The following is a 23,298-nucleotide window of genomic DNA, read 5'->3' on the forward strand; positions in this document are numbered from 1 at the left end:
ATTTTAATAATCTTTCGATTGATTATTAACACAATTAATTAAAAACCTACCAACAAACTTTTTTATCCTTTTATTTATGCTGAAATTTTGCGATGAACATCAATAATTTCTTTTGCTAAATCCGTAAAAGCAATCGATGTCATTAAGTGATCTTGACTGTGAACTGTCAATAACGTAATGTCTAATTTCTCACCTTGTGCTTCTTTTGTTAATAATCCCGTTTGTGAATGATGTGCTTGTACTAAAGCTTCTTCAGCCGCTTTGATTTTAGCATCAGCTTCGTCAAAGTTTCCTGTTTTGGCTGCATAAATTGCTTCCATTGCATCACTCTTGGCATTTCCTGAGTTAATGATTAAGCCCATCACTGCTTCTAAATATTCTTGATCCATTTAATTTCCACCTTTTACTTTTTCAATTGCTACAAATTTCTTGACGTTTCACCTCATCAAGATAGAGAAATGAATAATAGTACTTTCGTGCCTTCACATCGTATGACTTGAAGCTAAACGTACTCTCAATCTCTTTGCTTTATCCTTCGATTAGTTTTAAAGCTTGTGCTAGGACATTTTCACCATTCATCATGCCGTAATCTTTCATATCAATCACTTCTAGTGGAATGCCTTTGCCTGCTAATTTTGATTCGAATTGACCTTTCATGAAGCGAACTTGTGGGCCTAATAATAAAACATTAACATCTTTAGCCGCTAAGCTGTTGTCCGCATCTGATGCTGATACTGCGAAGATATCCGTATCAATCCCTTGAGCTTCTGCTGCTTTTTGCATTTTTGTTACTAACATTGAGGTGCTCATCCCTGCTGAACATACTAACATGATTGTTTTTGTTGCCATTATATTTTCCTCCTAATAGATAATTAATATTTTTCTTTTCACTCTTATATAAGCAAGTTGCGTGCCAACTTACATTTATATTGAAAACGTTATTATAACGGTGTTTTCAATATAAATGCGCTTACACTATCAACGTAAACAAAAAGTACACACAGTTATTTGTGTGTACTTTTTGTTATTTAATATACATTTATTACAAATAACCTTCACCAAAACAACGATAAATAAAGTAAAAAACCAATAACATTGTTATTAAACGTTCGTTTAATTTCTTGTTTATTGTTTTCATTATTAAAATAAGAAATATTAAAATAACATGAAAATAGAAATAATACGTAAAAAAAACTATCAAGCTTCGATAAAGATCGAAAATTGATAGTTTGATAGGTATCTTTTGATTAACGATTCACTGATCTCGCAAAACGTGAAACAGTATGGCGTTCTCCGCGAATAGCATCTGATAGTTCTTTAATATTTTTAATTCCTACTAATCCCATATTGGCATCTCCAATATGCTGTATATCAACGCCTAAAATTTTATTTTTTAATGCAATTTGGCGAATCGTTTCTGGATGAGAACTTTCTTGAGACGTTCCTATCGCACTCATCACTAACTTATCTTGCTGATGACAATAACTTACTACCTCACCTACCATCTCCTCGGTAATCCCCCAGACACTTCCTACTGCAGGTACCAAGACAATATCAGCTCCCGCCTCTATAAATTGCTTAGCCGATTCAATACTCACCACTGGCTCATCTACACCCGCACTATGCATTTTCCCTGCTATAATGACACCGTCAAAATGTTCTTTAGCAATTTTTATATTTTCAGCAATTCTTTGATTTGTAACTCCTGTACCTGGATTTCCTGTTAACAAGATAAAATCTAAGCCAATTTCATTAGCACGTTTAAATGTTTCAACAGATGCTGTACGACCTTTTGAAATCTCAATAATATCAGATGTCATATCAGCGTTAGGATCAACAGGCTCTAAGTTAGCTCCAATAGGTAGCCCCACTAATTTTTTTAAGTCACGAATAGCATTATCGTTGGGTTTAGCGTTCCATGCAGCATATTGCCCTTCGTATAAACTTAAAATAATTGGTTCAAACGCATCAAAACCATTTAATAAAATCATATCAGCACCATAAGCTCGTGCTAACTCACTTGACGTAATATCTCCTACTATCGGTTCATGCATAACGACATTTTCACTTAATACGACACGCCCTTCACTGGCTTTAATACTTTGAATTAAGTCTTCCTTTGAAAACCCAGCAATTTCACTTGCATTAGCACTAATTAATCTTTTTACCATTTTATTATCCACCTTTAGTTATATTATCGTTAATATCGGCTATTTTGGGAACACTTTTTTTGGAAAATAAGAGCTGTGACAAAGACTGTCACAGCTCCTTTCCCTTTAATCAGCCTTACTGTCCTAAACATATAAGAGCCTTCTTAATTAATACGAAGCTTCCATAGATACCAACATTTTTATTAGTTGTTTTTTCTTGAATGGTGCTAAAAACATGCCAAACATCATGTCATTCGCTTTTTGAAGTACACCGTGTGAGATCATTTCTTCTGTATACGTGACTTCACATTGTTTATCTGAAAGTGCTTTGATCGCATAACTAACCGTAAAATCATTGCGAACCGTTGAGGTATTAAAACAATAAAGTTCATTTTTTTGTGCTGCCTCAATGCTAATTTTTGCCCGACTATTTTTTGAAAATTCTTTAACGTAAGAGTAGTTCGTTAACTGATGTTCTTTAACCGTTTCACCGGTACTTTTACGAATATCAAATAGGACGGAATTAATCACTTGCTGGTAAAAAAATTCTGCTGGCACATTTAAGGTCTTAACGATTTTCATTTGATTTCACCTCGGTTTGTTTTGCTTTTTTGTTGGCTCTAAATGAGAGAATACCACCTACAATGATTAAGGTAACAGCTGTCGTCATTAGCAAGAAATCATACTCTAACGTCACTCGATTCACGCAAAACATAAACATTATCAATCCTATACTAATTAAAAACAAGCCATTCTTCATCATTATCTTTCTCTCCTTTAATTCATCTGTTGACTACGCTGGTGTACATTGGAAGAACAAAACACTTCCCCAAGGTTGTGCTTTGATACTTTCTTTAGCTACTTTAACTGCCTCTTCAGCGCTTGCTCCTTTTACTTCAAATAATAATTTGATACCTTTTTTCTCTTTATAAGTAAACGTCACATTTTCCGTTAAATTTTCCAATAATGCAATTACTTTATCTTGTTGCATCGCCACATTTACTGCAATCATGGTTCTTCCTCCTTATAATGAAAATAACAGGGTCTGTGATAATTACTACCACTCACCCCGTTATCATCATATTTTTCCCTAATTGGGGGTTTTTGTTGCTTATGCTCTTTTATTGCTTAGTGTTACTCATATCTTCGTCATTCTGCTCATATTACTCAGAAGTTAACCGCGTTCTCAAGCACTTTTTTTATCCGGCTTTCGGACGCAACTTCTTCGGTAATATGTCAGAACTCTCAAAAATTGTTACACAATTTTCGTCATTCTGCTCATATTACTCAGAAGTTAACCGCGTTCTCAAGCACTTTTTTATCCGGCTTTCGCGAGCATCCCTTCGAACATAATGTCTACCCTTTCAAAAACATGAGAAGCTGTTTTTGAATAGTTTTCATTATTTTTCGGGGATAAACGCTCACTCAAGCACTTTATTGTTCTTCCATTTTGTTTGCTGCGATAACGAATGGCGCATAAATGATGAAGGCTACGATCATACAGATTAATGATACGACCGGTGCTCTCCAGTCTGCTCCTGTTGCTAAGAATGATAGTAATAGTGGTGGTGTTACCCATACTACTTGTTGAGATACTGGGTCAACCCATCCATTAATTGTTGCGAAGTAACCAATAGCTGTTGTTACGATTGGTGCTAACAAGAATGGAACGAACATGATTGGGTTTAATACGATTGGTAAACCAAACATAACAGGTTCGTTGATATTAAAGATACCAGGTCCTAATGATAATTTACCGATTGTCTTGTAATCTGCACGTTTAGAGAAGATTAAGATGGCAATAATTAAAACAATTGTACCACCTGAACCACCAAACATTGAGAACGCATCAAATGAACCACGTACCCATAGATAACCGTGTTCTTTAACCATCTCAACGCCACCTTCGTTAAACAAGTTAACGTTTTTAATTTGGGCAACTCCCCAAATCCCTTCTAAAGCTGGTGCTAAAACGTTCATTCCATGAATTCCGAAGAACCAGAATAATTGAATGAAAACAGTGATAATCATTACTGCACCAAAACCTTGAGATAACTCTAGTAATGGATCAGCGATTGTTTTTTGTACCCAGTCGATAAATAATACATCTGTAAAACGTGTGAAGAAGTAATTAAACATTCCCACAGCATATAATGCAACTAATGCTGGAATAATCGCTGCGAATGCTTTACTTACAGCAGGAGGTACTTGTTCTGGCATTTTAATTGTAATGTTTCTGTTCATTAATTTAGCAAAAATAATAACTGCTACAAATCCTAAAATCATTGCTGTGAAGAAGGCATTACCATTTAAATGATCAAGTTTCAACCAACCCCATGCGTTATTGGTTACTTGTTCAACTAATTTCATGTTCCCTGTAGCAGTATCTAAAACTTCTGTTTGTGAAATAACAGAACCGGCATTTGTTAATAATTCAGTTGCTTTTTCTCCTAATTGACCAGGCTCTAAGTTGACAGTTGCTGGTGCTGAGAACGCAATCCCTTGAATCAATGCCCCTACAGAAACTAATCCACCGGCTAAGTCATTGACACCGTATGCACGGGCAATGTTATACCCTAGTGAGAAAGCAAACATCAAACCGGCAATTGCTAATGTCCCATTCCATACATAACCATTAATTCCAATAATTTCTTTAAATACTGGAATGGTATTAGCGTCGTAACCATCAATAAACTGTGTTGGTAAATCACGAATAATCGCGTTTAATAATACCGCCATTGATCCTGCCATTGTTACTGGCATCGTACCGATAAAAGCATCCCTAAGTGCGACTAAGTGTTTCTGGTTTCCAATTTTCCCTGCGATTGGCAGAAGAAACTTCTCCAACCAAGCTGTCAATGCGTGCATGCATCATCCCTCCATTAATATACTTATTTTTTCAATAATCTTTCGATTGATTATTAACGCAATAATCTACAACAACAAACATTTTTCTTTTTTAAAACGCATCAAGTACTACAGACATAATAGTTAAGTACTTCCCAGTATTTATTCACCAATTAATTTCATTGCTTGTGCTAGGACATTTTCACCGTTCATCATACCGTAATCTTTCATATCGATGACTTCTAACGGAATGCCTTTGTCTGCTAATTTAGCTTCGAATTGGCCTTTCATGAAGCGAACTTGTGGGCCTAATAATAAAACGTTGACGTCTTTAGAAGCTAAACTGTTGTCTGCATCTGATGCTGATACTGCAAAGATATCTGTATCAATTCCTTGAGCATCTGCTGCCTTTTGCATTTTTGTTACTAGCATTGAGGTGCTCATCCCTGCTGAACATACTAACATGATTGTTTTTGTTGCCATTATATTTTCCTCCTAATAATAGTGTTATTCTTAAATAGTACACGCTTTCATCTATCTTTATATAGAAGAAAACGAATATTTTTGCTTTCCTCTATATAAAATGAAAAGTTAAATTAAGCAATTTTACGATGTAAGTCAATAATTTCTTTAGCTAAGTCTGTAAATGTAATAGACGTCATTAAGTGATCTTGACTATGAACCGTTAATAATGTGATTTCTAATTTTTCACCTTGGGCTTCTTTTGTTAACAAACCTGTTTGTGAATGATGGGCTTGTACCAGTGCTTCTTCTGCAGATTTTATTTTAGCATCTGCTTCTTCAAAGTTTCCGGCTTTCGCTGCATAAATCGCTTCCATTGCGTCGCTTTTTGCATTTCCTGAATTAATGATTAGCCCCATCACTGCTTCTAAATATTCTTGATCCATATGATTCTCCACCTTTTTACTTTTATTATTCTCCAATTAATTTCAATGCTTGTGCTAGGACATTTTCACCATTCATCATGCCGTAATCTTTCATATCGATGACTTCTAACGGAATGCCTTTATCTGCTAATTTAGCTTCGAATTGGCCTTTCATGAAACGAACTTGTGGGCCTAATAATAAAACATTGACGTCTTTAGAGGCTAAACTATTATCTGCATCTGATGCTGATACTGCAAAGATATCCGTATCAATTCCTTGATCATCTGCTGCTTTTTGCATTTTTGTTACTAACATTGAGGTGCTCATCCCTGCTGAACATACTAACATGATTGTTTTTGTTGCCATTATAAATTCCCCCTTAGATTTATCCTAACATCACTCTCTTGCTTTAATACAAGCAAGTTGCGTGCCAACTTTCATTTTTAAGGAAACGCTATCACACCAAGGCTTATACCATTATTTTAGTTTACACTAAAAAAGGTTCGTAAAATACACAGTAACGATCAGTGTGTATTTTACGAACCTTAAAAAAATATTTTATAAAGCATTTTCGATAAACATTTGTGTAATATACGCAATTTCATCTTCTGAAATAGCAATCTCATAACGCTTTTCTAATTGCATCATTTTGGTCTTCACGCCATTAAATTCCATTCTATGTTGTGTTTTATAAGTATCTAGGTCTTCAAATACTCTTAAACGTTCTTCTGATTTTAAACCATCGATCAAAAAGGCAATATGAATCATTATCGCTGATTCAATGCCCGGCTCTAGAATTAACTTCAAATCACGTTGAATATGTTCCACAATACTTTGTAATAAATGAAGTAAATCTGATACTGAGTCTACATGGGTTAAACTACTTTTTAATGAATAAATCATTTGATCAATTTCAACTTCATCAGAGGCAATTCGTTTTAGATCGCTCAATCCTTGATTATTAAAGATATCAAACGCCGAGAAAAACGGAATATTTTGATATTCCACATCAACAGTCCCTACAATACCTTTAATATCATAGTGTTCAAGTAATTCATCAATACGTGAGCGGAAGGATTCTTTTTCTAAATATTGCAATTGAAATACTTTTATTTCCTCAGTTAAAATTGGTTTAATCCGTTCAGACAAACGAGCTGCCACTCCTTCACCCGTAAAGCAGGTCACAATAACTGCTTTAGGTAATTCTTTGATTGGCTTAAATTGGTTACGAACAATAGATTGGAAGGATACTTGAATATTTTGATAAATATCTTCTAGGCTTCTTCCAGTCCCTACCATTCTGACTGCTTCTAACACAATGATTGTACTTACCATTGAGATAGCACGTGTTTTGACACCTGTTTCTTCATAAATCATGTTACCAAATGTGTTTAAAGAACCCATATCGGTTAACAGTAACATGCCACTCTTCATTTCATCTTTATGAGTCAAAACGTAATCTTTCACTTGTTCATACATAGTCTGAACTTCCATTGTTAACGGCATGTTAAAGGCAACACCTGCTGTTGTCCCTAATAACTCTTGTACTGCTTCTAGCATACTTGACGCCGTGGATTTACCATGCATGAGTAAAACAACTTGAACTTCATTCAATTGAACTTTCGCTTCCTCGGTCAAATCGATTGATAAGAACATTGTAATAAAACCAATTTCATCAAATGGTATTTGTAAATTCATTTCTTGTTCAATCATTGCGGATAAATCTAACGCGACTTGAAACTCTTCACGGTAATTAATGCGTACGTCATTTAAATTAGGATGTACGATTAATCGTTTGTCACGAATACGTTCCAATGTTCCTTGTAAATGAAGCGCGAACGCAAAACGAGATTTCTCATTATACACACGCCCTAATTTTTCCTCAGCAACATCATATAGATGATTCGTTAATTTCCACACATTATCAGGAATTAAGTCGCGATGAATCGTTGAACTAGCCAATTCATCCATATATGCGGCAAAAAATTGATCGACATCGGCTTCAATTAATTTTTCTAAATCAATTTCTTCAATATCTTGTTGCTTAAGATCACTCACACGATCTTCAATCGTTTGATAGACGCCCATATCTCGTGCTGGATCCTGTTGCCAAACTACTTCTTTAGCGCCTGGTTTAAAGGTTAAGTGCTGTTTACTCTTATCGATTGCTCGGTCAAAACGCTCTGGTATATCTTTCACACGTAATAAGCCTTTTTGGACATTTAACGGCAAGTCTTTTTGTTTAATCGTTAAATAGTCTTCATCATGCGTACGATAATGTAGAAATGCTTTAGCACAAACTAATTTCAAGTCACGTTTGACTTGTCCAATATTTCCTTCTGCATCGTATAACATGAAACCTAACAGTACGTCGCGCTCTATCACAATTTTTTGATTTAAACGATCTGCTTCTTGATTAATAAAAAGTGTGACCACTTCATAACGTTCATCTAGAGAGCGTTCACGAAGTGCGGGTAAGGTAATTGACATTGGAATACGTCGATTGAAGGTTGATAAGAAGACTTCCGAACTTTCAGTTGTCGCTCCAATAATTTGAACTGACGCATGGTGAAGTTCTGTGCTCTCACCTAACGGACGAAATTCCCCTTTATCAATAAAGGTAAATAACATCTCTTGACCTTCAGGAGGCAAACGATGAATTTCATCTAGGAACAAAATCCCACCATCAGCTTGTGCTAACAAACCTGGACGATCCACATCCGCACCAGTATAGGCACCTTTTTTCACCCCAAAAATGTGTGAGAATAGCAACTGAGGATTTTGCGCATAATCTGCACAATTAAATGAAATAAACGGTGCATCACCACTCAAACTTTTGGAACTAACGGCAAATTGATACATACACTCAGCAAATAACGATTTCCCGGTCCCTGTTTCACCAAAAATAATCGTATGTAAGCCTCTTGGTGGATATAAAATAGCCGCTTTTGCCTGTTGGATACTCACTTTAAGAGAGCTATTAGCCCCAACTAAGTCATCGAACGATACTGTGTATTTATCTGGTTCTTGTTTGGCTACATTAACACTATATACAACTGGGCGTCCTGCACTTTTAAACACTCGTTTCTCTTTATATAATTCTGTTAAATAGCGACTAACATTGCTTCTTTCCAACTCCATTTGGCTGGCAATTTCATTAGCTGTTAATCCACTAACATGCATACTTAAAAATTGATAAATTTGTTCTTTTCGACTTCTCATGCGATTCCTCCAATTACAACAAAACGTATACTGCTACTTATTTTTTCTTGGCTCTAGAAGGTTTCGCCTTTTTCTTATTAGCAGATGATTTTTTCGATTTGCTCTCTTTTTTATCTTTTTTCGGCTTTGTTTTTGGTTCTGCCGTTTTGGTTGGTGCAGTTAATGATAATCTGCCACCATATAAGAAAACTTCATGTAAGTCAGCACTTGCTTTTTGACTAACATTTTTCAAGTCTTTCATTTGATGATCGCTTAACAAGGTCAAGACATTTCCTTCACGGTTCATACGTCCCGTACGTCCACTTCTGTGAATATAACTTTCGGCACCATAAGGCACATCATAATGAATCACATAATCGACTTCCTGGAAGTCAAGTCCACGCGCACCTAAATCGGTTGTTAATAAGAATGGAACTTTCTTCTCATGGAAAGCTTGAATGGCACGTTGACGTGCAAATTTATTTTGATCCGACGCTAATGAGGCATTTGCAACACCTTCGTACGTTAATTTATCTGAGACTGATCCCATATCTTGTACTTCATTAAAGAAGACAATCGCACGCATTCCCTCTACGTGTGCTAAGCTCTTCAATACACTACCTCGTTTGCGTAGTGGGGTACGAATATAACCATGCAAAACGTCTGCTGCTTGTTCCCCTTGATCATTGGTCACATCAATTAGTTTAAAGTCACGTCGCACTAAGTCTCTAAAGCCCGCTTCCACGGTTTGACCAGTCGCTGAAATTCCTACTAATTGTGTTTGTTGTTGCAATCGTTTCAAAATATTTTGCGCTGCATTCAACTCTGAATGAGCGATTAATTGATCCACTTCATCCAGTACAATCGTTGTTAATAAATGCGCTTTGATTTTTTTCTGTTGGACTAATTCATACACACGTCCTGGTGTTCCAACAAGTACTTCTGGTTTGTCTTTTAATTTTTCGATTTGACGTTTGATATTGGCTTGTCCAATAATCGGTTGTACTGAACACCCAACATCCCCTATCCATTCACGAATAACATCTGTCACCTGAATTGCTAACTCTTGTGTTGGTAATAACACTAATAACTGGTTACCTGCGTTAGGATCTAACCTTTCTAATAAAGGCAAGACATAGGCAATCGTTTTACCTGTTCCTGTTGGTGAAACACCTAGAATATGTTCGCCTTCTTTCAACGGTTCATAAAGTTTTTGTTGAATAGCGGTAGGATCTTGAAAGTTTTTTGCTTGCCATTTTTCTTGCCAAGCCTGTGATAATTGATTGATTTCCATATAGTTAGTTTATCCTTTATTGTTTAATGTCTGCTGCAAATGTAATACCTTCTTGCATTCTTAATTGTTCCATCACGTCATGCACGGTATGCATAATACTTAATAACTGACGATACTGTGCATCTTGTAAATCATTCTTTTTAATATATGTGGCAAAAGCTTTCGCTTCTTCAACCATCGGATTTTCCTCTTTACTAATAGGAATAGCCGTTGTTTCACCTGTTGTGTGGTCATACAAACTTACCTTTTCAATACTGTTAGTCGCATTCATACTAATAGTTTGTGTGTGCCCAATAATCTCAGATGGCAAGAAGCTGGTACTTGCTTTTCCGGTCATCATGTTAACATCAAAATCTTCGTAACGGAAAATCATGTGTCCGACTCCATCCACACCTGTTGGCAATTTTCTTGCAAAATAATGAACTTCTCGTGGTTTACCAAACCAAGCAACTGCTGAATAGACGAGGTACACACCTAAATCCATCAACGCACCACCAGAAAATTTTGGTGAAAAAATATTAGGCTCTTCACCTGCAACCACCTGATCATAACGTGAAGAATACTTCATAAAACTAAAATTAGCCGCTACAATCGGTTCAAGCGCCGGAATCATTTCAGCAACTTGTTTGAAGTTCGCTTCATGGATATTACGTGCAGCTTCAAAATAAAACACACCCTGCGTATCTGCTAATTGATGTAGTTCTTCTAATTCACTTAAACGAGAAACAGCTGGTTTCTCAGTAATAACATGCTTACCTGCTAATATCGCTTGCTTAGCTTGTTCATAATGCAAACTATTTGGGGACGCAATATAAACAACCTCAAGTTCGCTATCATTAAAAAATTCCCCTAAATTCGTGTACACATTAGTTTGTTCAAACGGTTCACCAAATGTCACTCCTGAATCAATCGAACGAGAATAAATACTGTGTAATTCAAATTCTTTTGTTGTAATAGCCGCGTCAACAAATTGATGGGTAATCCAGTTTGTTCCGATAATACCTAATTTTAACATAATGCACACTCCTCAAATTCTTATTCTCTTTATTATACACTAATTTAGAGACGAATAAAAAAGATAATCCAATCGTTAACAGTAAACAAAAACACCATCATTTATAATAAAACTAACTTAGCAAAATGATGTATTAGCACGTAATTCTTGATACAAAAATACCGACTAACCAAGTAGAATGATCATTTGGTCAGTCGGTGTTTTTTATAAGACTTTATCTAAGAAATTTTTCGTTCTTTCATTTTGTGGATTTGTGAAGATTTGTTCTGGTGTAGTATCTTCTAAAATTTGACCTTCGTCAATAAAAATCACACGGTCAGCTACTTCTCTTGCGAACCCCATTTCATGGGTAACAATAACCATCGTCATTCCCTTATGTGCTAATTTCTTCATAACGTTCAACACATCTCCTACCATCTCCGGATCTAAAGCAGACGTAGGTTCGTCAAACAACATAATATCTGGATTCATTGCTAAAGCTCTCGCGATAGCCACACGTTGTTTTTGTCCACCTGAAAGTGATTTTGGATATGCCTCACTTTTGTCAGACAAACCAACTGTGTCTAACAAGTCGATGGCTTTTTTTTGCGCCTCTTCTTTGGTCAGTTTACCAAGGTCTACAGGAGCTAGTGTAATATTTTCGATAACTGATAGATGTGGGAATAAATTAAAATGTTGGAAAACCATCCCGATATGCTGACGAACTAAATTAATATCGGTGCTATCATCGGCAATATTAACACCATCAATAATGACTTCTCCCTTATCAATTTTTTCTAGTCGATTTAAACAACGTAAAAATGTTGATTTACCTGAGCCTGATGGTCCAATAACGCAAACCACTTCTCCTTCATTAATTGACAAGTTAATACCTTTTAAGACTTCATTGTCATGGAATTGTTTTCGTAAGTTTTCTACTAAAATTTTCTCAGCCAATTAATTCACCTTCTTTTCTAAACGTTTAGCAAATTTGGTTAACGCTGTAATAACGATAAAGTACAGTAACGCAATTAGGAAATACACCGTTGTTGCTTGTAAGTTACGGGCAACGATGATTTTTCCTGCTTGTAATAATTCGATTAAACCAATCGCTGAAAGGATCGTCGTATCTTTTAAGGAAATAACAAATTGGTTAACAAATGATGGAATCATCACTCTAAAGGCTTGAGGTAAGATTACTCGTTTCATTGTCTTACCATAAGATAATCCTAGACTTCGTGCAGCCTCCATTTGACCTTTATCCACGGCATTAATCCCGCCACGAACAATTTCAGATATATAAGCACTAGCGTTTAAGGTCAACGTAATAATCCCTGCAACAAATACTGGAATTTTAGCACCTATTAATCCTGGTAAACCGAAGTAAATAAAGAATGCTAATACCATTAGTGGAATACCACGTACAATATCAACGAAAATCATTGAAATCCCTCTTAAAACAGCACTTGGTGATACGCTAAACAGTCCTAAGATTACACCTAATACTAACGCTAAAACAAATGAAATTAAGGTTAATAATAAGGTCATCCCTAAACCTTTTAATAAACGTTGCCAGTTATTTTTAACTACGCCCATAAAAGTACTCTCATCTACCTTATCTGCTTTTTGTTCGTCGTCTTCTTTTCCAAGGTAGGCACCTACAATTTGGTCATACTCACCCGTACGTTTTAATTCAGCTAATCCTTCGTTAAACATCGCGATTAATTCAGGATTCTTACCTTTTTTAACAGCAAAGCCATAAGAACCGCCTTCTTCGCGAGCAACCGGTGTTTTAAGTAATTTCCCTTGGTTGATACCATAATCAGTAATTGGATAATCGTCCATGAATGCTTCTACAGCACCTACTTCTAGTGCTGAATGCATCGCATCTGTTGTGTCTAGATACTTAATTTTGTAACCATATTTAGCTTCATTCTTTTCTAAGAAATCCGCACTTTCAGTTCCTATTTTGGCTGCGATTGTTTTGCCTTTTAAGTCTTCATAAGATGTAATATCCTTATTATCTTGTGCAATCGCTAATTGGATACCACTTTGGAAATAAGGTTCTGAAAAATCAAACTTCTTCTCACGCTCATCCGTCATCGTCATTCCAGCAATCACACCATCTACTTGATCGGATTCAACCGCTTGAATCGCCGAACTAAAACCAATATAGTTCATTTCAATGTTAAACCCTTGCATATCTGCAATACGATTGATTAAATCAACATCAATCCCTACATACTCACCGTCAGCATTTTGGAATTCAAATGGTGCAAACGTTGAATCACTCGCAATAACATATTTGTCTTTTTTCGGTGTGATTTTTTTCATTTTAGTTGTTGCTGATGCATCATCTGCACCGCTTGCGATATATTTAGCTAAAATTTTGTCATACGTTCCATTTTCTTTTACTTCTTTTAAACCTTCATTGAATAACTTCAATAGCTCTTTATTTTCACCTTTTTTAACAGCGAATCCATATGAACTACCTGTCACTTTATCTCCTACAAATTGTAAGGCTTGTCCTTGACTAATGGCATAACCTAAAACAGGATAGTCATCATAAATAGCATCTGCTTCGCCATTCTTTAACGCTTGATAAAGACCAGTTGCATCGTCAAAGTTCTTCACTTTGTATCCATATTTTTTTTGGTTTTCCTCAACATATGTAGCACTTTCTGTTCCAACTTTAGTGGCTACTGTCTTTCCTTTTAAATCTTCCAATCCTTTAATCTTGTCATTCCCTTTTTTTACCGCCATTTGAATACCACTATCAAAATACGGATCTGAAAAGTCAAATGATTTCTTACGTTCGTCGGTAATACTCATCCCAGCGATCATAGCATCAATTTGTTTTGATTGGACTGCTTGAATAGAACTATCAAATCCTAAAGGTTTTAACTCCACATCAAAGCCTTTACTTTTGGCAATCGTATTTAATAAATCAATATCGATGCCCTCATACTCGCCTTTATCATTTTGAAATTCAAATGGTGCGAATGTAATGTCAGTTCCAATATCATACGTCTTTGCCTGAGTCTGAGAGGGATACCCCACTATAATTGCTGCAAACGTGATAAGTATACTGTAAAATGTGAGAATTTTTTTATTAAATTCCATGTACATATTCCCCCTGTGTTTTTCTTTTTTTCTAATCAATGTCTAATTATATAATAAATAAATTCAGGTTAGCAAGTCTAACCAATCATTATATACCAACACTTACTTTTTTTTACAAAAAAAGAAAGAAAATGAACAATGTTTTTTCCTATTTATTTTCTAATAATATAACCTTATATTTTTTCATATTCCACTTATAAAACAACATAGTAAACGCTTTTCCAAGAACATACAATTTAATTTTCTTTTTTAAAATCACGTGTTATTGAAAAAGAAAAAATATAACTATACCATTTCTAATTTTTTTTAATATTTAACTAGTCTAAGCACGAATCTTCTAATCTAAACAAAAAGAAGCTGTGACAAATAATCTGTCACAGCTCCTCTTCTCTAATAACATTATTACAAAAATCGCTTCTTCTTAAATCTAGAAAATAAATACTTTTATCACAATTTCCAATACAACTTTTTGATACTATTCTTTTCCATCAGCAAATTGACTATTATATAATTTTTTATAAAAACCATTTTGCGCTAGCAATTGATCATGTGTGCCTTTTTCGATAATGGTTCCTTGATCCATCACAAGAATCAAATCAGCTTCTTTAATAGTTGATAGACGATGGGCAATCACAAAGCTTGTTCGCCCTTGCATGACTTTTTGCATGGCTTTTTGAATTAATAATTCTAATCGCGTGTCAACCGAACTTGTCGCTTCATCAAGAATAAGAATTTTAGGATCTGATAGCAAGGCACGTGCAATCGTTAATAATTGCTTTTGTCCTAGCGATACATTATCAGCTTCTTCATCAATTTTCATTTTGTATCCTTCTGGCATTGTACGAATAAAATGATCGACATTTGCTGCTTTTGCTGCATCAACCACTTCATAATCCGTTGCATCTAGCTTACCAAAACGAATATTTTCCATAATAGTATCGTGATACAGCCAAGCATCTTGTAAAACCATACCAAATAATGAACGGACATCTTCTCGCTTCATGTCTTTGGTATCTACCCCATCAATTTTGATAGCACCTCCTGTCACATCATAAAAACGCATCAAGAGATTAATCAACGTCGTTTTCCCCGCACCTGTTGGGCCAACAATCGCTACCATCTGACCAGGTGTCACATCAAAATTCAAGTTCTCAATTAACGGCTTGTTCGGCTCATAACTAAAGCTGACATTTTCAAAAGAAACTGCCCCTTGAATATTATCCGCTAGAGCAGAAACATCACTTAGTTCCTGTTCTTCTGATTCATCTAATACTTCAAAAATACGTTTAGTTGAAGCTGTTGCTCCTTGAATAACCGCTGACAACTGTGTCACTTGTCCCATTGGCTGATTTAATTGCCATACATATTGAATAAAGGCCTGTAAATTACCTAATGTAATCGTTTTGCTGATTACTAAGAAACCGCCTAGAACCGCTACAACAATATAAACCAAATACGCTGTTAATTGGACTAACGGCATCATTAAGCCTGAAATAAACGATGACTTAAAGCCATATTCTGATAATTTATGACTCGTTACTTTAAACTTCTCATAATTATCTTTTTCACGACCAAATAATTTCAAGACGGCAAATCCGGTCATATTCTCTTGCACATAACTATTCAAGTCACCTAAAGCCGCTTGTTGCGCTTTAAAGTATTGTTGCGATTTATTAACAATCACTTTTGAAATAATAATCGAAGCTGGGATCATTAACATCGCTAACCAGGCTAACTTGGGATTAATCTTAAACATCATAAAGATTGCTGATACCATCCCAATTGCTGCTGAGATAATACGTAATAGACTTTGTTGTAGTGCGTTGGTTAAAGAATCGACATCATTTGTCATTCTAGATAAAATATCCCCACGCTGATGTGTATCAAAATAAGCAACTGGCAAACGATTAATTTTATGTGAAATATCTCGTCGTAAGTCACGCATTGACCGTTGAACGACCCTTGACATTAACGCATTTGACCCGAAATAACAAACATTACAAATAAACGACATAAAGGTAATAACCAATAATATTTTAACGATATAATCAAAATCAATGGCTTGTTTTTGTGCAATATTTTGCGCAATTCTTGTAGTTGGTAATCCTACCACAACAGGAAACAGTGCATTGATGATGGTTGCTGTCACCTCGCATAGGATAGCCAAGAAGAAGCCGACTTTATACAACCGAAGATAGGACCATAATCGTTTTAATGAATTCAATGTATTAGCCATTTAGCAACTCCTCCTGACTTAATTGTGAAGAAGCAATATCATAATATATATCATTACTTTCTAGTAGCTCACGGTGTGTGCCTTGACCGACTACTTCCCCTTCGTTTAATACGATGATCTTATCGGCATCCATTATGGTACTTACGCGTTGCGCGACAATCAAGACAGTACTATTTGTGACTTCTGCTTTTAATTGCTGACGTAACTGTGCATCTGTTGCATAGTCAAGTGCTGAAAAACTGTCATCAAACACATAGATAGCTGGCTTTCTAATAAGCGCTCTGGCGATGGCTAACCGTTGCTTTTGACCACCTGAGAAATTACTTCCCCCTTCAGAAACGACTTCATCTAAACCCTTCTCTTTTTTAGACACAAAGTCTGTTGCTTGAGCGATAGCCAATGCTTCTGCTAATTCTTCTTCCGTAGCATCAGGTTTCCCAAACAATAAATTATCTCGAATCGTTCCACTAAACAACAAGGCTTTTTGCGGAATGTAGCCAATTTTCTCACGCAAGCTCGGTAAATAGTAATCTTTGACGTTGACACCATCGATTAATATTTCACCTTTGGTTACATCATAGAAACGTGGTAACAGCTGGATTAACGTTGATTTCCCACTTCCTGTACTTCCAATAAAAGCGACCGTTTCTCCTGGTTTTGCTTCAAAGCTGACATTTCGGATGACGGGACTTTCCGTCTCTTCGTATGCAAAGCTAACGTTATGAAAGGCAATGACACCTTGTGTTTTAGTTTCCTTGATACCTTCTTCATTAATTAAAATATCAGATTTTGCATCTAATACTTCTTGAATACGATTAGCAGAAACTTCCGCACGTGGAAACATCATAAAGACTGACGCAAACATCATGAATGAAAATAGTGCATGAAATATATACTCAATAAAGGCCACTAATGACCCCACTTGTAAACTACCTGCCTCAATTTGTTTAGCGCCTACCCAAATTAAAACGACCATTACGATATTAAATACTAAGAAAAACGCTGGTTGAGACGTAGACATTAAGGTATACAAATTAATAGAATTCTTTGTATATTTTTCGTTAACTTTCTTAAAACGTGACTCTTGAAACTTTTCATTAACAAATGCTCGCACTACTCGTAAGCCTGTTAAATTTTCGCGTACAATACGATTAATTTTGTCCAAACTACTTTGTTGTCGTTTAGATAATGGTTCTGAAAACTTGGCTATGACATACACACCTAAAATCAGTATAGGTAAACACATTAAAACATACTTTGCTAAGGACGCATTCTGACTAACAATCATCACCATACTACCAATAAACATCATTGGGGTCATAAATCCGGTTCTAAGAACCATACCTAAAAAGAGCATCACTTGATAAGCATCATTTGTGATTCGTGTAATCAGTGAAGAGACACCTAATTGTTCGTATTCATGATGACTAAAGGTTTGAACATTACGGTACATATCATCACGAATATCCATGACAATTAAGGTCGTTAAACGTGAACCCACGTATGTTAACCCCAAATGCAAGACCATCCCAACTGCTGTTACCAACAACATTAGTAGACCAATTTTTTTGACATAGTTGGTATCATTTTCAAGTATCCCTTTGTCTATCATAGATGCTAATAGTGTGGGCAACCCCAGCTCAATCATGATAAAACCAAACACACACAAGAAATTTAAGAATAATAATTTCTTATGTTTTAATGTATAACGCAACATTAATTTCATTTCGTCACTCCCTTTCCTTATTCACTGCTTCTCTTCCATCTTATCACATCAAACGGGGTCTTCTCATCTTTTTATAATAATGATTTATTAGCGACTTAGCGTCCTTTCTATACTTATTTGGTCAAATATGATAAAATGACTATGACTTTCGTGAACAAGAAGTCGTTATTAGACGGTATTTAAGTGAACTAACGACTGTTTTATTTTTTACAACTTAATAGGTAATCAGACCTATTTTTTAATATTATAGAAGGAGTGTGGACATTACATGATCTACAAAGTTTATTATCAAGAATTAAAAACACAAAACCCTAAAAGAGAGCAAACAAAATCTCTTTATTTAGAAGCTGAAAACGAGCGTGCAGCCCGTCAATTGGTTGAAGACAACACAGCATTTAATATTGAATTCGTTCAATTATTAGACGACAATCATTTGGCATACGAAAAGGAAAACGCTGAGTTTACATTAATGGAGTTTAACTAATATGAAAGTTAACTTAAAAAACAATGAAACTGGGGTCTTTGGTATTGGTGGCCTTGGTGAAATTGGTAAAAACACTTATGGGATTCAGTTTCAAGATGAGATTATCATTGTCGACGCTGGGATCAAATTCCCAGAAGATGACTTACTAGGCATCGACTATGTTATTCCAGATTATAGTTACATTGTTCAAAATTTAAACAAAGTAAAAGCACTGGTCATTACCCATGGACACGAAGACCATATTGGTGGAATTCCATTTCTATTAAAGCAAGCAAATATTCCTATTTACGCTGGTCCATTAGCGTTAGCTTTAATCCGTAATAAACTTGACGAACATGGTTTACTACGCGATGCAACGTTAAATGAAATTAACGAAGATACCGTCATTAAATTTAGAAAAACGACTATTTCTTTCTTTAGAACAACTCACAGTATCCCAGATGCTTTAGGTGTTGTCGTTAAAACACCGTCTGGAAATATCGTCTGTACGGGAGATTTCAAGTTTGACTTCACCCCAGTTGGCGAACCACCAAACTTACAAAAAATGGCGAAAATCGGCAGTGAAGGCGTACTATGTATGCTTTCTGACAGTACAAATGCTGAAGTACCAGGTTTTACAAAATCGGAAAAAGTTATTGGTGAATCGATTGAGCGTATTTTTGAAAAAATCGAAGGGCGTATTATTTTTGCAACCTTTGCCTCTAATATCTTCCGTCTACAACAAACCGCACAAGCTGCTTTAGCGACTGGGCGAAAAATCGCCGTCTTTGGTCGTAGTATGGAAAATGCGATTGTTAATGGTCAAGAATTAGGCTATATCAATGTACCAAAAGATACTTTTGTCGATGCAAATTCAATTAATGAATATCCGGCAAATGAAATGTTGATTTTATGTACCGGTTCACAGGGAGAACCCATGGCAGCACTTAGTCGTATTGCTAACGGTACTCACCGTCACATTTCAATCCAACCGGGTGATACGGTAATTTTCTCAAGTTCACCTATTCCTGGAAACACAACAAGCGTGAATCGTGTGATTAACCTATTATCCGAAGCTGGTGCAGAAGTTATCCACGGAAAAGTGAACAACATTCATACATCTGGTCATGGTGGACAAGAAGAGCAAAAATTAATGTTGAGCTTGATGAAGCCTAAATATTTCATGCCCGTTCATGGTGAATACCGTATGTTAAAAATCCATACTGAATTAGCACAATCTGTCGGTGTTGAAGCTGACAATTGTTATATTATGGAAAACGGTGATGTCTTAGCTTTAACAGCTGATAGCGCGCGTCGTGCAGGAAGTTTCCAAGCAGGCGACGTTTATGTGGATGGAAATGGTATCGGCGACATTGGAAACATTGTCTTACGTGATCGTCGTATTCTTTCTGAAGAAGGACTTGTTTTGGCCGTTGTAACAGTTAATTACGAGAAGAAAACCATTATGGCTGGACCTGATATCTTATCACGTGGCTTCATTTATATGCGTGAATCAGGAGACTTGATCGTTCACTGTCAAAAATTATTGAATCGTGCGATTGAACAAGCCCTAAAAGAAGAAAATTGTAGCGAAAACATGATTCGTCAAAGAATTTTAGAAACACTACAACCTTACTTAGCAGAAAAAACACAACGTAATCCAATGATTCTATCGATGATTTTGGAAGCAAATGACTAGCATAAGGTCAACTATAAAAAACGTTAGTCCCTCAAAGGTTTATCCTAAAAAGGGCTAACGTTTTTTTTGCTATTTAAACTTTGGCATAAATTATCTCATGTCTTTTATCGATTTCTCACTAGTATGTTACAATTGATTTAAAGAGCGTTAAAAAGACAACGAGGTGAAAGTGAATGAATAAAAACAAAGAACTATACCAACAACAAGTGATTAAAGTTTGTGCCCAAGTTGGTAAAATACTGGTCGCAAGTGGTGCTGAAATACCTCGAGTCGAGCAAACCGTTGAATATATTGGAAAATCTGCCAACGTCGATATTTCTTGCTATGTGACGTTAAGTGCTGTTTTTATTGATTCTGGTGACGGTATGGCTTCTCACTTTGTAAAAGTACAATTAAAAGGCTTTAATTTACAAAAAGTGGATGAAATTAACCACTTATCTAGAAGTTTCCAAGAAGGATCGATTACTTTTACTCAATTGGCTAAACAAGTAGAAATAATTTCAGAACAAGTGATTGATTTTCCAAAGCGCTATAAAGTCTTAGGAGCCGGTCTAGTATCGGTTACCCCAATGATGGTTTTTACGGCGACTTGGGTAGATTTAGCCTTGGCCTTTTTTATTGGCATGATTGGCTACAGTACCTTACATACAATTGAACGCCGAACAACTGTCCCTTATATCAAAGAAGCACTTAGTAGTTTTATTATCGCGACGCTCGCTTCAATTGTGACACTAGTTGGTCTTGGTCAAAGTTCTAGCAGCATTATTTTGTGTGCCTTAATGCCCTTGGTTCCTGGATTATCCATTACAAACTCTTTAAGAGAAATTATCAGCCGTCATACCATTTCAGGAATGATGCGGGCCGTCGATGCCGTACTAACGGCGGGAGCTATTGGCTCGGGCGTTATTCTTGCAACCTCATTGACTAACCAATTATTAGGAGGTGTCTAATCGTGAATTTTTTTCATTTAATCGTTGAATTCATCGTCGCCTTTCTATCCACCTTAGGATTTGGTTTAATTAGCAATGTGCCTAGGCGAACTATTCCTTATGCTTGCCTAACTGGTGCAACCGCTTGGATTGTCTACACTCTGCTAGAAGGTGACGGACACGATGTTATTTTATCAAACTTTTTTGCCGCTTTAACGATTGGTTTACTAGGAAATTTCTTTGCTATTAAAATAAAAGTTCCGGTTAATATGATCTATTTACCTAGTTTAATTTCACTCGTGCCCGGTAGTATCATTTACCTTGGGATGAAAAACTTTACAAGTGGAAACACCCTTATTGCATCAACTGACTTATTCAAAGTCATCCAAATCGCTCTTGCTTTAGCAGTTGGTTTCGTATTTGCCGAGGTATTGTTTACCTATTTGAGAAAAGTGTACCAAAAAGCATTAACTATTAAGAAATAATAAAATCACCTCTAGCTAAACGCTCTTTTTCCCCTGCTTTTTATATAATCAATCTGATCATGTCGTCTACTTGCTATATTCAACACTACCCCCACAGCCACAGAGTTTATCAAAAAGTTAGTCCCACCATAACTAATAAAAGGCAGTGGGATTCCTGTCATCGGAATCAATCCTGAAATACTTGAAATATTAACGGTGATTTGAATAAAGAACAATAGCCCAATACCTGTTAAAAGTAAGCCTTCTTGATGATTATCCCATTTATAAGATAAATAAAAAATTCTTGCACATAGTCCTAATAACAGCGCCAATACTACCATGCTAAATAACAGTCCCCATTCTTCTACAATGATAGAAAAAATAAAATCTGTCTCAGCTACGGGTAAATATCCCTGTTTTGTCATACTATTTCCTAACCCTAATCCAAATAGCCCGCCATTATAAATGGCAATAAATGATTGACTCATTTGATAACCTGAGCCAAAATACTCATCAAATGGATTAGAAACACTTATGATACGTTCGTATACATGATGAAATAGTCCTGGTAATAAATGATGATTCCCCAAAAATACGATGATTCCTGCTACTACTAATAAACTACCTAAACCTGCGGCTATTAACATACCTATGTACTTGATTGGAACAGAATTTATCATAATCATTGCTAGCACGATAAATAACACCATCAAAGCTCCCGTCACTTTAGGTTGCGTTAAAATTAACGAGGCTAACAACCCACTAATAATAAGCGGATAATTCCACGTCTTCATTTTTTTATCTACCTGACGATAATAGTGTGCTAAATAAAATACTAAGGCTAACATCGCAAAATCTGCTGGTTGAAATTGAATACCCACAATAGATAACCATCTTTTAGCACCGTTAATATTAACTCCTAGCCCTGGTATTTTAACCATAAACAAAAAAATTAACGAACTGACAACTAAAAATATCGTCACTCTAGAATGTAAAATAACCGATAATCTAATACAAAAAATTGATCCCACTATGAGAAAACCTACCGCTACAAACAATCCTTGTTTCATAAACAAATCAATCGTTGCATCTCCTTGACTCCATAATCGGTACGAACTGGCGCTATAAACCATTAACATACCAAATAAACTCACTAACACATAACTTCCTAATATCATCCCATCAACTCGCTTATGCACGTCTACCACCTCATTAATAAAAACAACATCTGATGATTAACTATTGTTCTCTTTTTTTCTTCTCATTATAGTAAACATTAGATGT

Annotated in this window: 22 protein-coding genes; 4 read left to right on the forward strand and 18 right to left on the reverse strand. The window is 35.8% G+C overall.

What is annotated here, in order from left to right; genetic code table 11:
- Positions 1 to 74: 74 nt before the first annotated feature.
- The 17 genes from E4Z98_RS08135 to E4Z98_RS08215 all read right to left on the reverse strand — a co-directional run bounded on the left by E4Z98_RS08135 (position 75) and on the right by E4Z98_RS08215 (position 18,459).
- Entirely contained in the window at positions 75 to 389 is a 315-nt protein-coding gene (locus tag E4Z98_RS08135; protein WP_135255004.1) for a PTS lactose/cellobiose transporter subunit IIA, read from the reverse strand.
- A 139-nt stretch (positions 390 to 528) separates the two neighbouring features.
- Positions 529 to 849 carry a PTS sugar transporter subunit IIB gene (locus tag E4Z98_RS08140; protein ID WP_135255003.1) on the reverse strand — a complete coding sequence of 107 codons (321 nt, stop codon included), beginning with the start codon at positions 847 to 849 and terminating at the stop codon, positions 529 to 531.
- Positions 850 to 1,247: 398 nt separating this feature from the next.
- Positions 1,248 to 2,171, reverse strand: coding sequence for a DUF7916 family protein (locus E4Z98_RS08145; RefSeq protein WP_135255002.1), 924 nt, complete (start codon positions 2,169 to 2,171; stop codon positions 1,248 to 1,250).
- A gap of 147 nt (positions 2,172 to 2,318) precedes the next feature.
- Positions 2,319 to 2,732, reverse strand: a complete 414-nt coding sequence (locus E4Z98_RS08150; RefSeq protein WP_135961191.1) for a DUF3284 domain-containing protein — start codon at positions 2,730 to 2,732, stop codon at positions 2,319 to 2,321.
- A complete protein-coding gene (locus tag E4Z98_RS08155; protein WP_135254246.1) occupies positions 2,719 to 2,913 on the reverse strand; it encodes a DUF3188 domain-containing protein in 195 nt (64 codons plus the stop codon). Before E4Z98_RS08155 ends, E4Z98_RS08150 begins: the two co-directional genes overlap by 14 nt.
- Positions 2,914 to 2,943: 30 nt before the next feature.
- Entirely contained in the window at positions 2,944 to 3,162 is a 219-nt protein-coding gene (locus tag E4Z98_RS08160) for a hypothetical protein (RefSeq protein ID WP_135254245.1), read from the reverse strand.
- Between the two features lie 422 nt (positions 3,163 to 3,584).
- Complete coding sequence (locus tag E4Z98_RS08165) at positions 3,585 to 5,018, reverse strand: PTS sugar transporter subunit IIC (RefSeq protein ID WP_135254244.1); 1,434 nt, start codon at positions 5,016 to 5,018, stop codon at positions 3,585 to 3,587.
- 141 nt (positions 5,019 to 5,159) lie between these two features.
- On the reverse strand, positions 5,160 to 5,480 hold the full coding sequence (locus E4Z98_RS08170; protein ID WP_135254243.1) for a PTS sugar transporter subunit IIB: 321 nt from the start codon (positions 5,478 to 5,480) through the stop codon (positions 5,160 to 5,162).
- Positions 5,481 to 5,593: 113 nt separating this feature from the next.
- Positions 5,594 to 5,905: a PTS lactose/cellobiose transporter subunit IIA gene (locus E4Z98_RS08175; RefSeq protein ID WP_135254242.1), complete on the reverse strand. Its 312-nt coding sequence runs from the start codon at positions 5,903 to 5,905 to the stop codon at positions 5,594 to 5,596.
- Positions 5,906 to 5,930: 25 nt separating this feature from the next.
- Positions 5,931 to 6,251: a PTS sugar transporter subunit IIB gene (locus tag E4Z98_RS08180; RefSeq protein ID WP_135254241.1), complete on the reverse strand. Its 321-nt coding sequence runs from the start codon at positions 6,249 to 6,251 to the stop codon at positions 5,931 to 5,933.
- Between the two features lie 192 nt (positions 6,252 to 6,443).
- Positions 6,444 to 9,107: a sigma-54-dependent transcriptional regulator gene (locus E4Z98_RS08185; RefSeq protein ID WP_135254240.1), complete on the reverse strand. Its 2,664-nt coding sequence runs from the start codon at positions 9,105 to 9,107 to the stop codon at positions 6,444 to 6,446.
- A gap of 37 nt (positions 9,108 to 9,144) precedes the next feature.
- On the reverse strand, positions 9,145 to 10,380 hold the full coding sequence (locus tag E4Z98_RS08190; protein ID WP_135254239.1) for a DEAD/DEAH box helicase: 1,236 nt from the start codon (positions 10,378 to 10,380) through the stop codon (positions 9,145 to 9,147).
- A 16-nt stretch (positions 10,381 to 10,396) separates the two neighbouring features.
- A complete protein-coding gene (locus E4Z98_RS08195; protein ID WP_135254238.1) occupies positions 10,397 to 11,395 on the reverse strand; it encodes a Gfo/Idh/MocA family protein in 999 nt (332 codons plus the stop codon).
- A gap of 204 nt (positions 11,396 to 11,599) precedes the next feature.
- Positions 11,600 to 12,331, reverse strand: coding sequence for an amino acid ABC transporter ATP-binding protein (locus E4Z98_RS08200; RefSeq protein WP_135254237.1), 732 nt, complete (start codon positions 12,329 to 12,331; stop codon positions 11,600 to 11,602).
- A complete protein-coding gene (locus tag E4Z98_RS08205) occupies positions 12,332 to 14,497 on the reverse strand; it encodes an amino acid ABC transporter substrate-binding protein/permease (RefSeq protein ID WP_135254236.1) in 2,166 nt (721 codons plus the stop codon). It lies immediately after the preceding gene.
- 475 nt (positions 14,498 to 14,972) lie between these two features.
- On the reverse strand, positions 14,973 to 16,733 hold the full coding sequence (locus E4Z98_RS08210) for an ABC transporter ATP-binding protein (protein WP_135254235.1): 1,761 nt from the start codon (positions 16,731 to 16,733) through the stop codon (positions 14,973 to 14,975).
- Positions 16,726 to 18,459, reverse strand: coding sequence for an ABC transporter ATP-binding protein (locus E4Z98_RS08215; RefSeq protein WP_135254234.1), 1,734 nt, complete (start codon positions 18,457 to 18,459; stop codon positions 16,726 to 16,728). The genes E4Z98_RS08210 and E4Z98_RS08215 overlap by 8 nt, the downstream gene beginning before the upstream one ends.
- Before the next feature lie 268 nt (positions 18,460 to 18,727).
- Here E4Z98_RS08215 and E4Z98_RS08220 point away from each other — a divergent pair, with 268 nt between their 5' ends.
- The 4 genes from E4Z98_RS08220 (at position 18,728) to E4Z98_RS08235 (ending at position 22,035) form a co-directional block, all read left to right on the forward strand.
- Positions 18,728 to 18,943: a DNA-directed RNA polymerase subunit epsilon gene (locus E4Z98_RS08220; RefSeq protein ID WP_135254233.1), complete on the forward strand. Its 216-nt coding sequence runs from the start codon at positions 18,728 to 18,730 to the stop codon at positions 18,941 to 18,943.
- 1 nt (position 18,944) lies between these two features.
- Positions 18,945 to 20,621, forward strand: coding sequence for a ribonuclease J1 (gene rnjA, locus E4Z98_RS08225; protein ID WP_135254232.1), 1,677 nt, complete (start codon positions 18,945 to 18,947; stop codon positions 20,619 to 20,621).
- Positions 20,622 to 20,794: 173 nt separating this feature from the next.
- Positions 20,795 to 21,571, forward strand: a complete 777-nt coding sequence (locus tag E4Z98_RS08230; RefSeq protein ID WP_135254231.1) for a threonine/serine exporter family protein — start codon at positions 20,795 to 20,797, stop codon at positions 21,569 to 21,571.
- Between the two features lie 2 nt (positions 21,572 to 21,573).
- Complete coding sequence (locus E4Z98_RS08235) at positions 21,574 to 22,035, forward strand: threonine/serine exporter family protein (protein ID WP_135254230.1); 462 nt, start codon at positions 21,574 to 21,576, stop codon at positions 22,033 to 22,035.
- A gap of 11 nt (positions 22,036 to 22,046) precedes the next feature.
- Here the strand turns inward: E4Z98_RS08235 and E4Z98_RS08240 are convergent, their stop codons facing one another.
- Positions 22,047 to 23,213: an FtsW/RodA/SpoVE family cell cycle protein gene (locus tag E4Z98_RS08240; RefSeq protein WP_135254229.1), complete on the reverse strand. Its 1,167-nt coding sequence runs from the start codon at positions 23,211 to 23,213 to the stop codon at positions 22,047 to 22,049.
- Positions 23,214 to 23,298 lie beyond the last annotated feature (85 nt).

The organism is Vagococcus xieshaowenii, from assembly GCF_004792515.1.
GTDB classification, from domain to species: Bacteria; Bacillota; Bacilli; order Lactobacillales; family Vagococcaceae; genus Vagococcus_A; species Vagococcus_A xieshaowenii.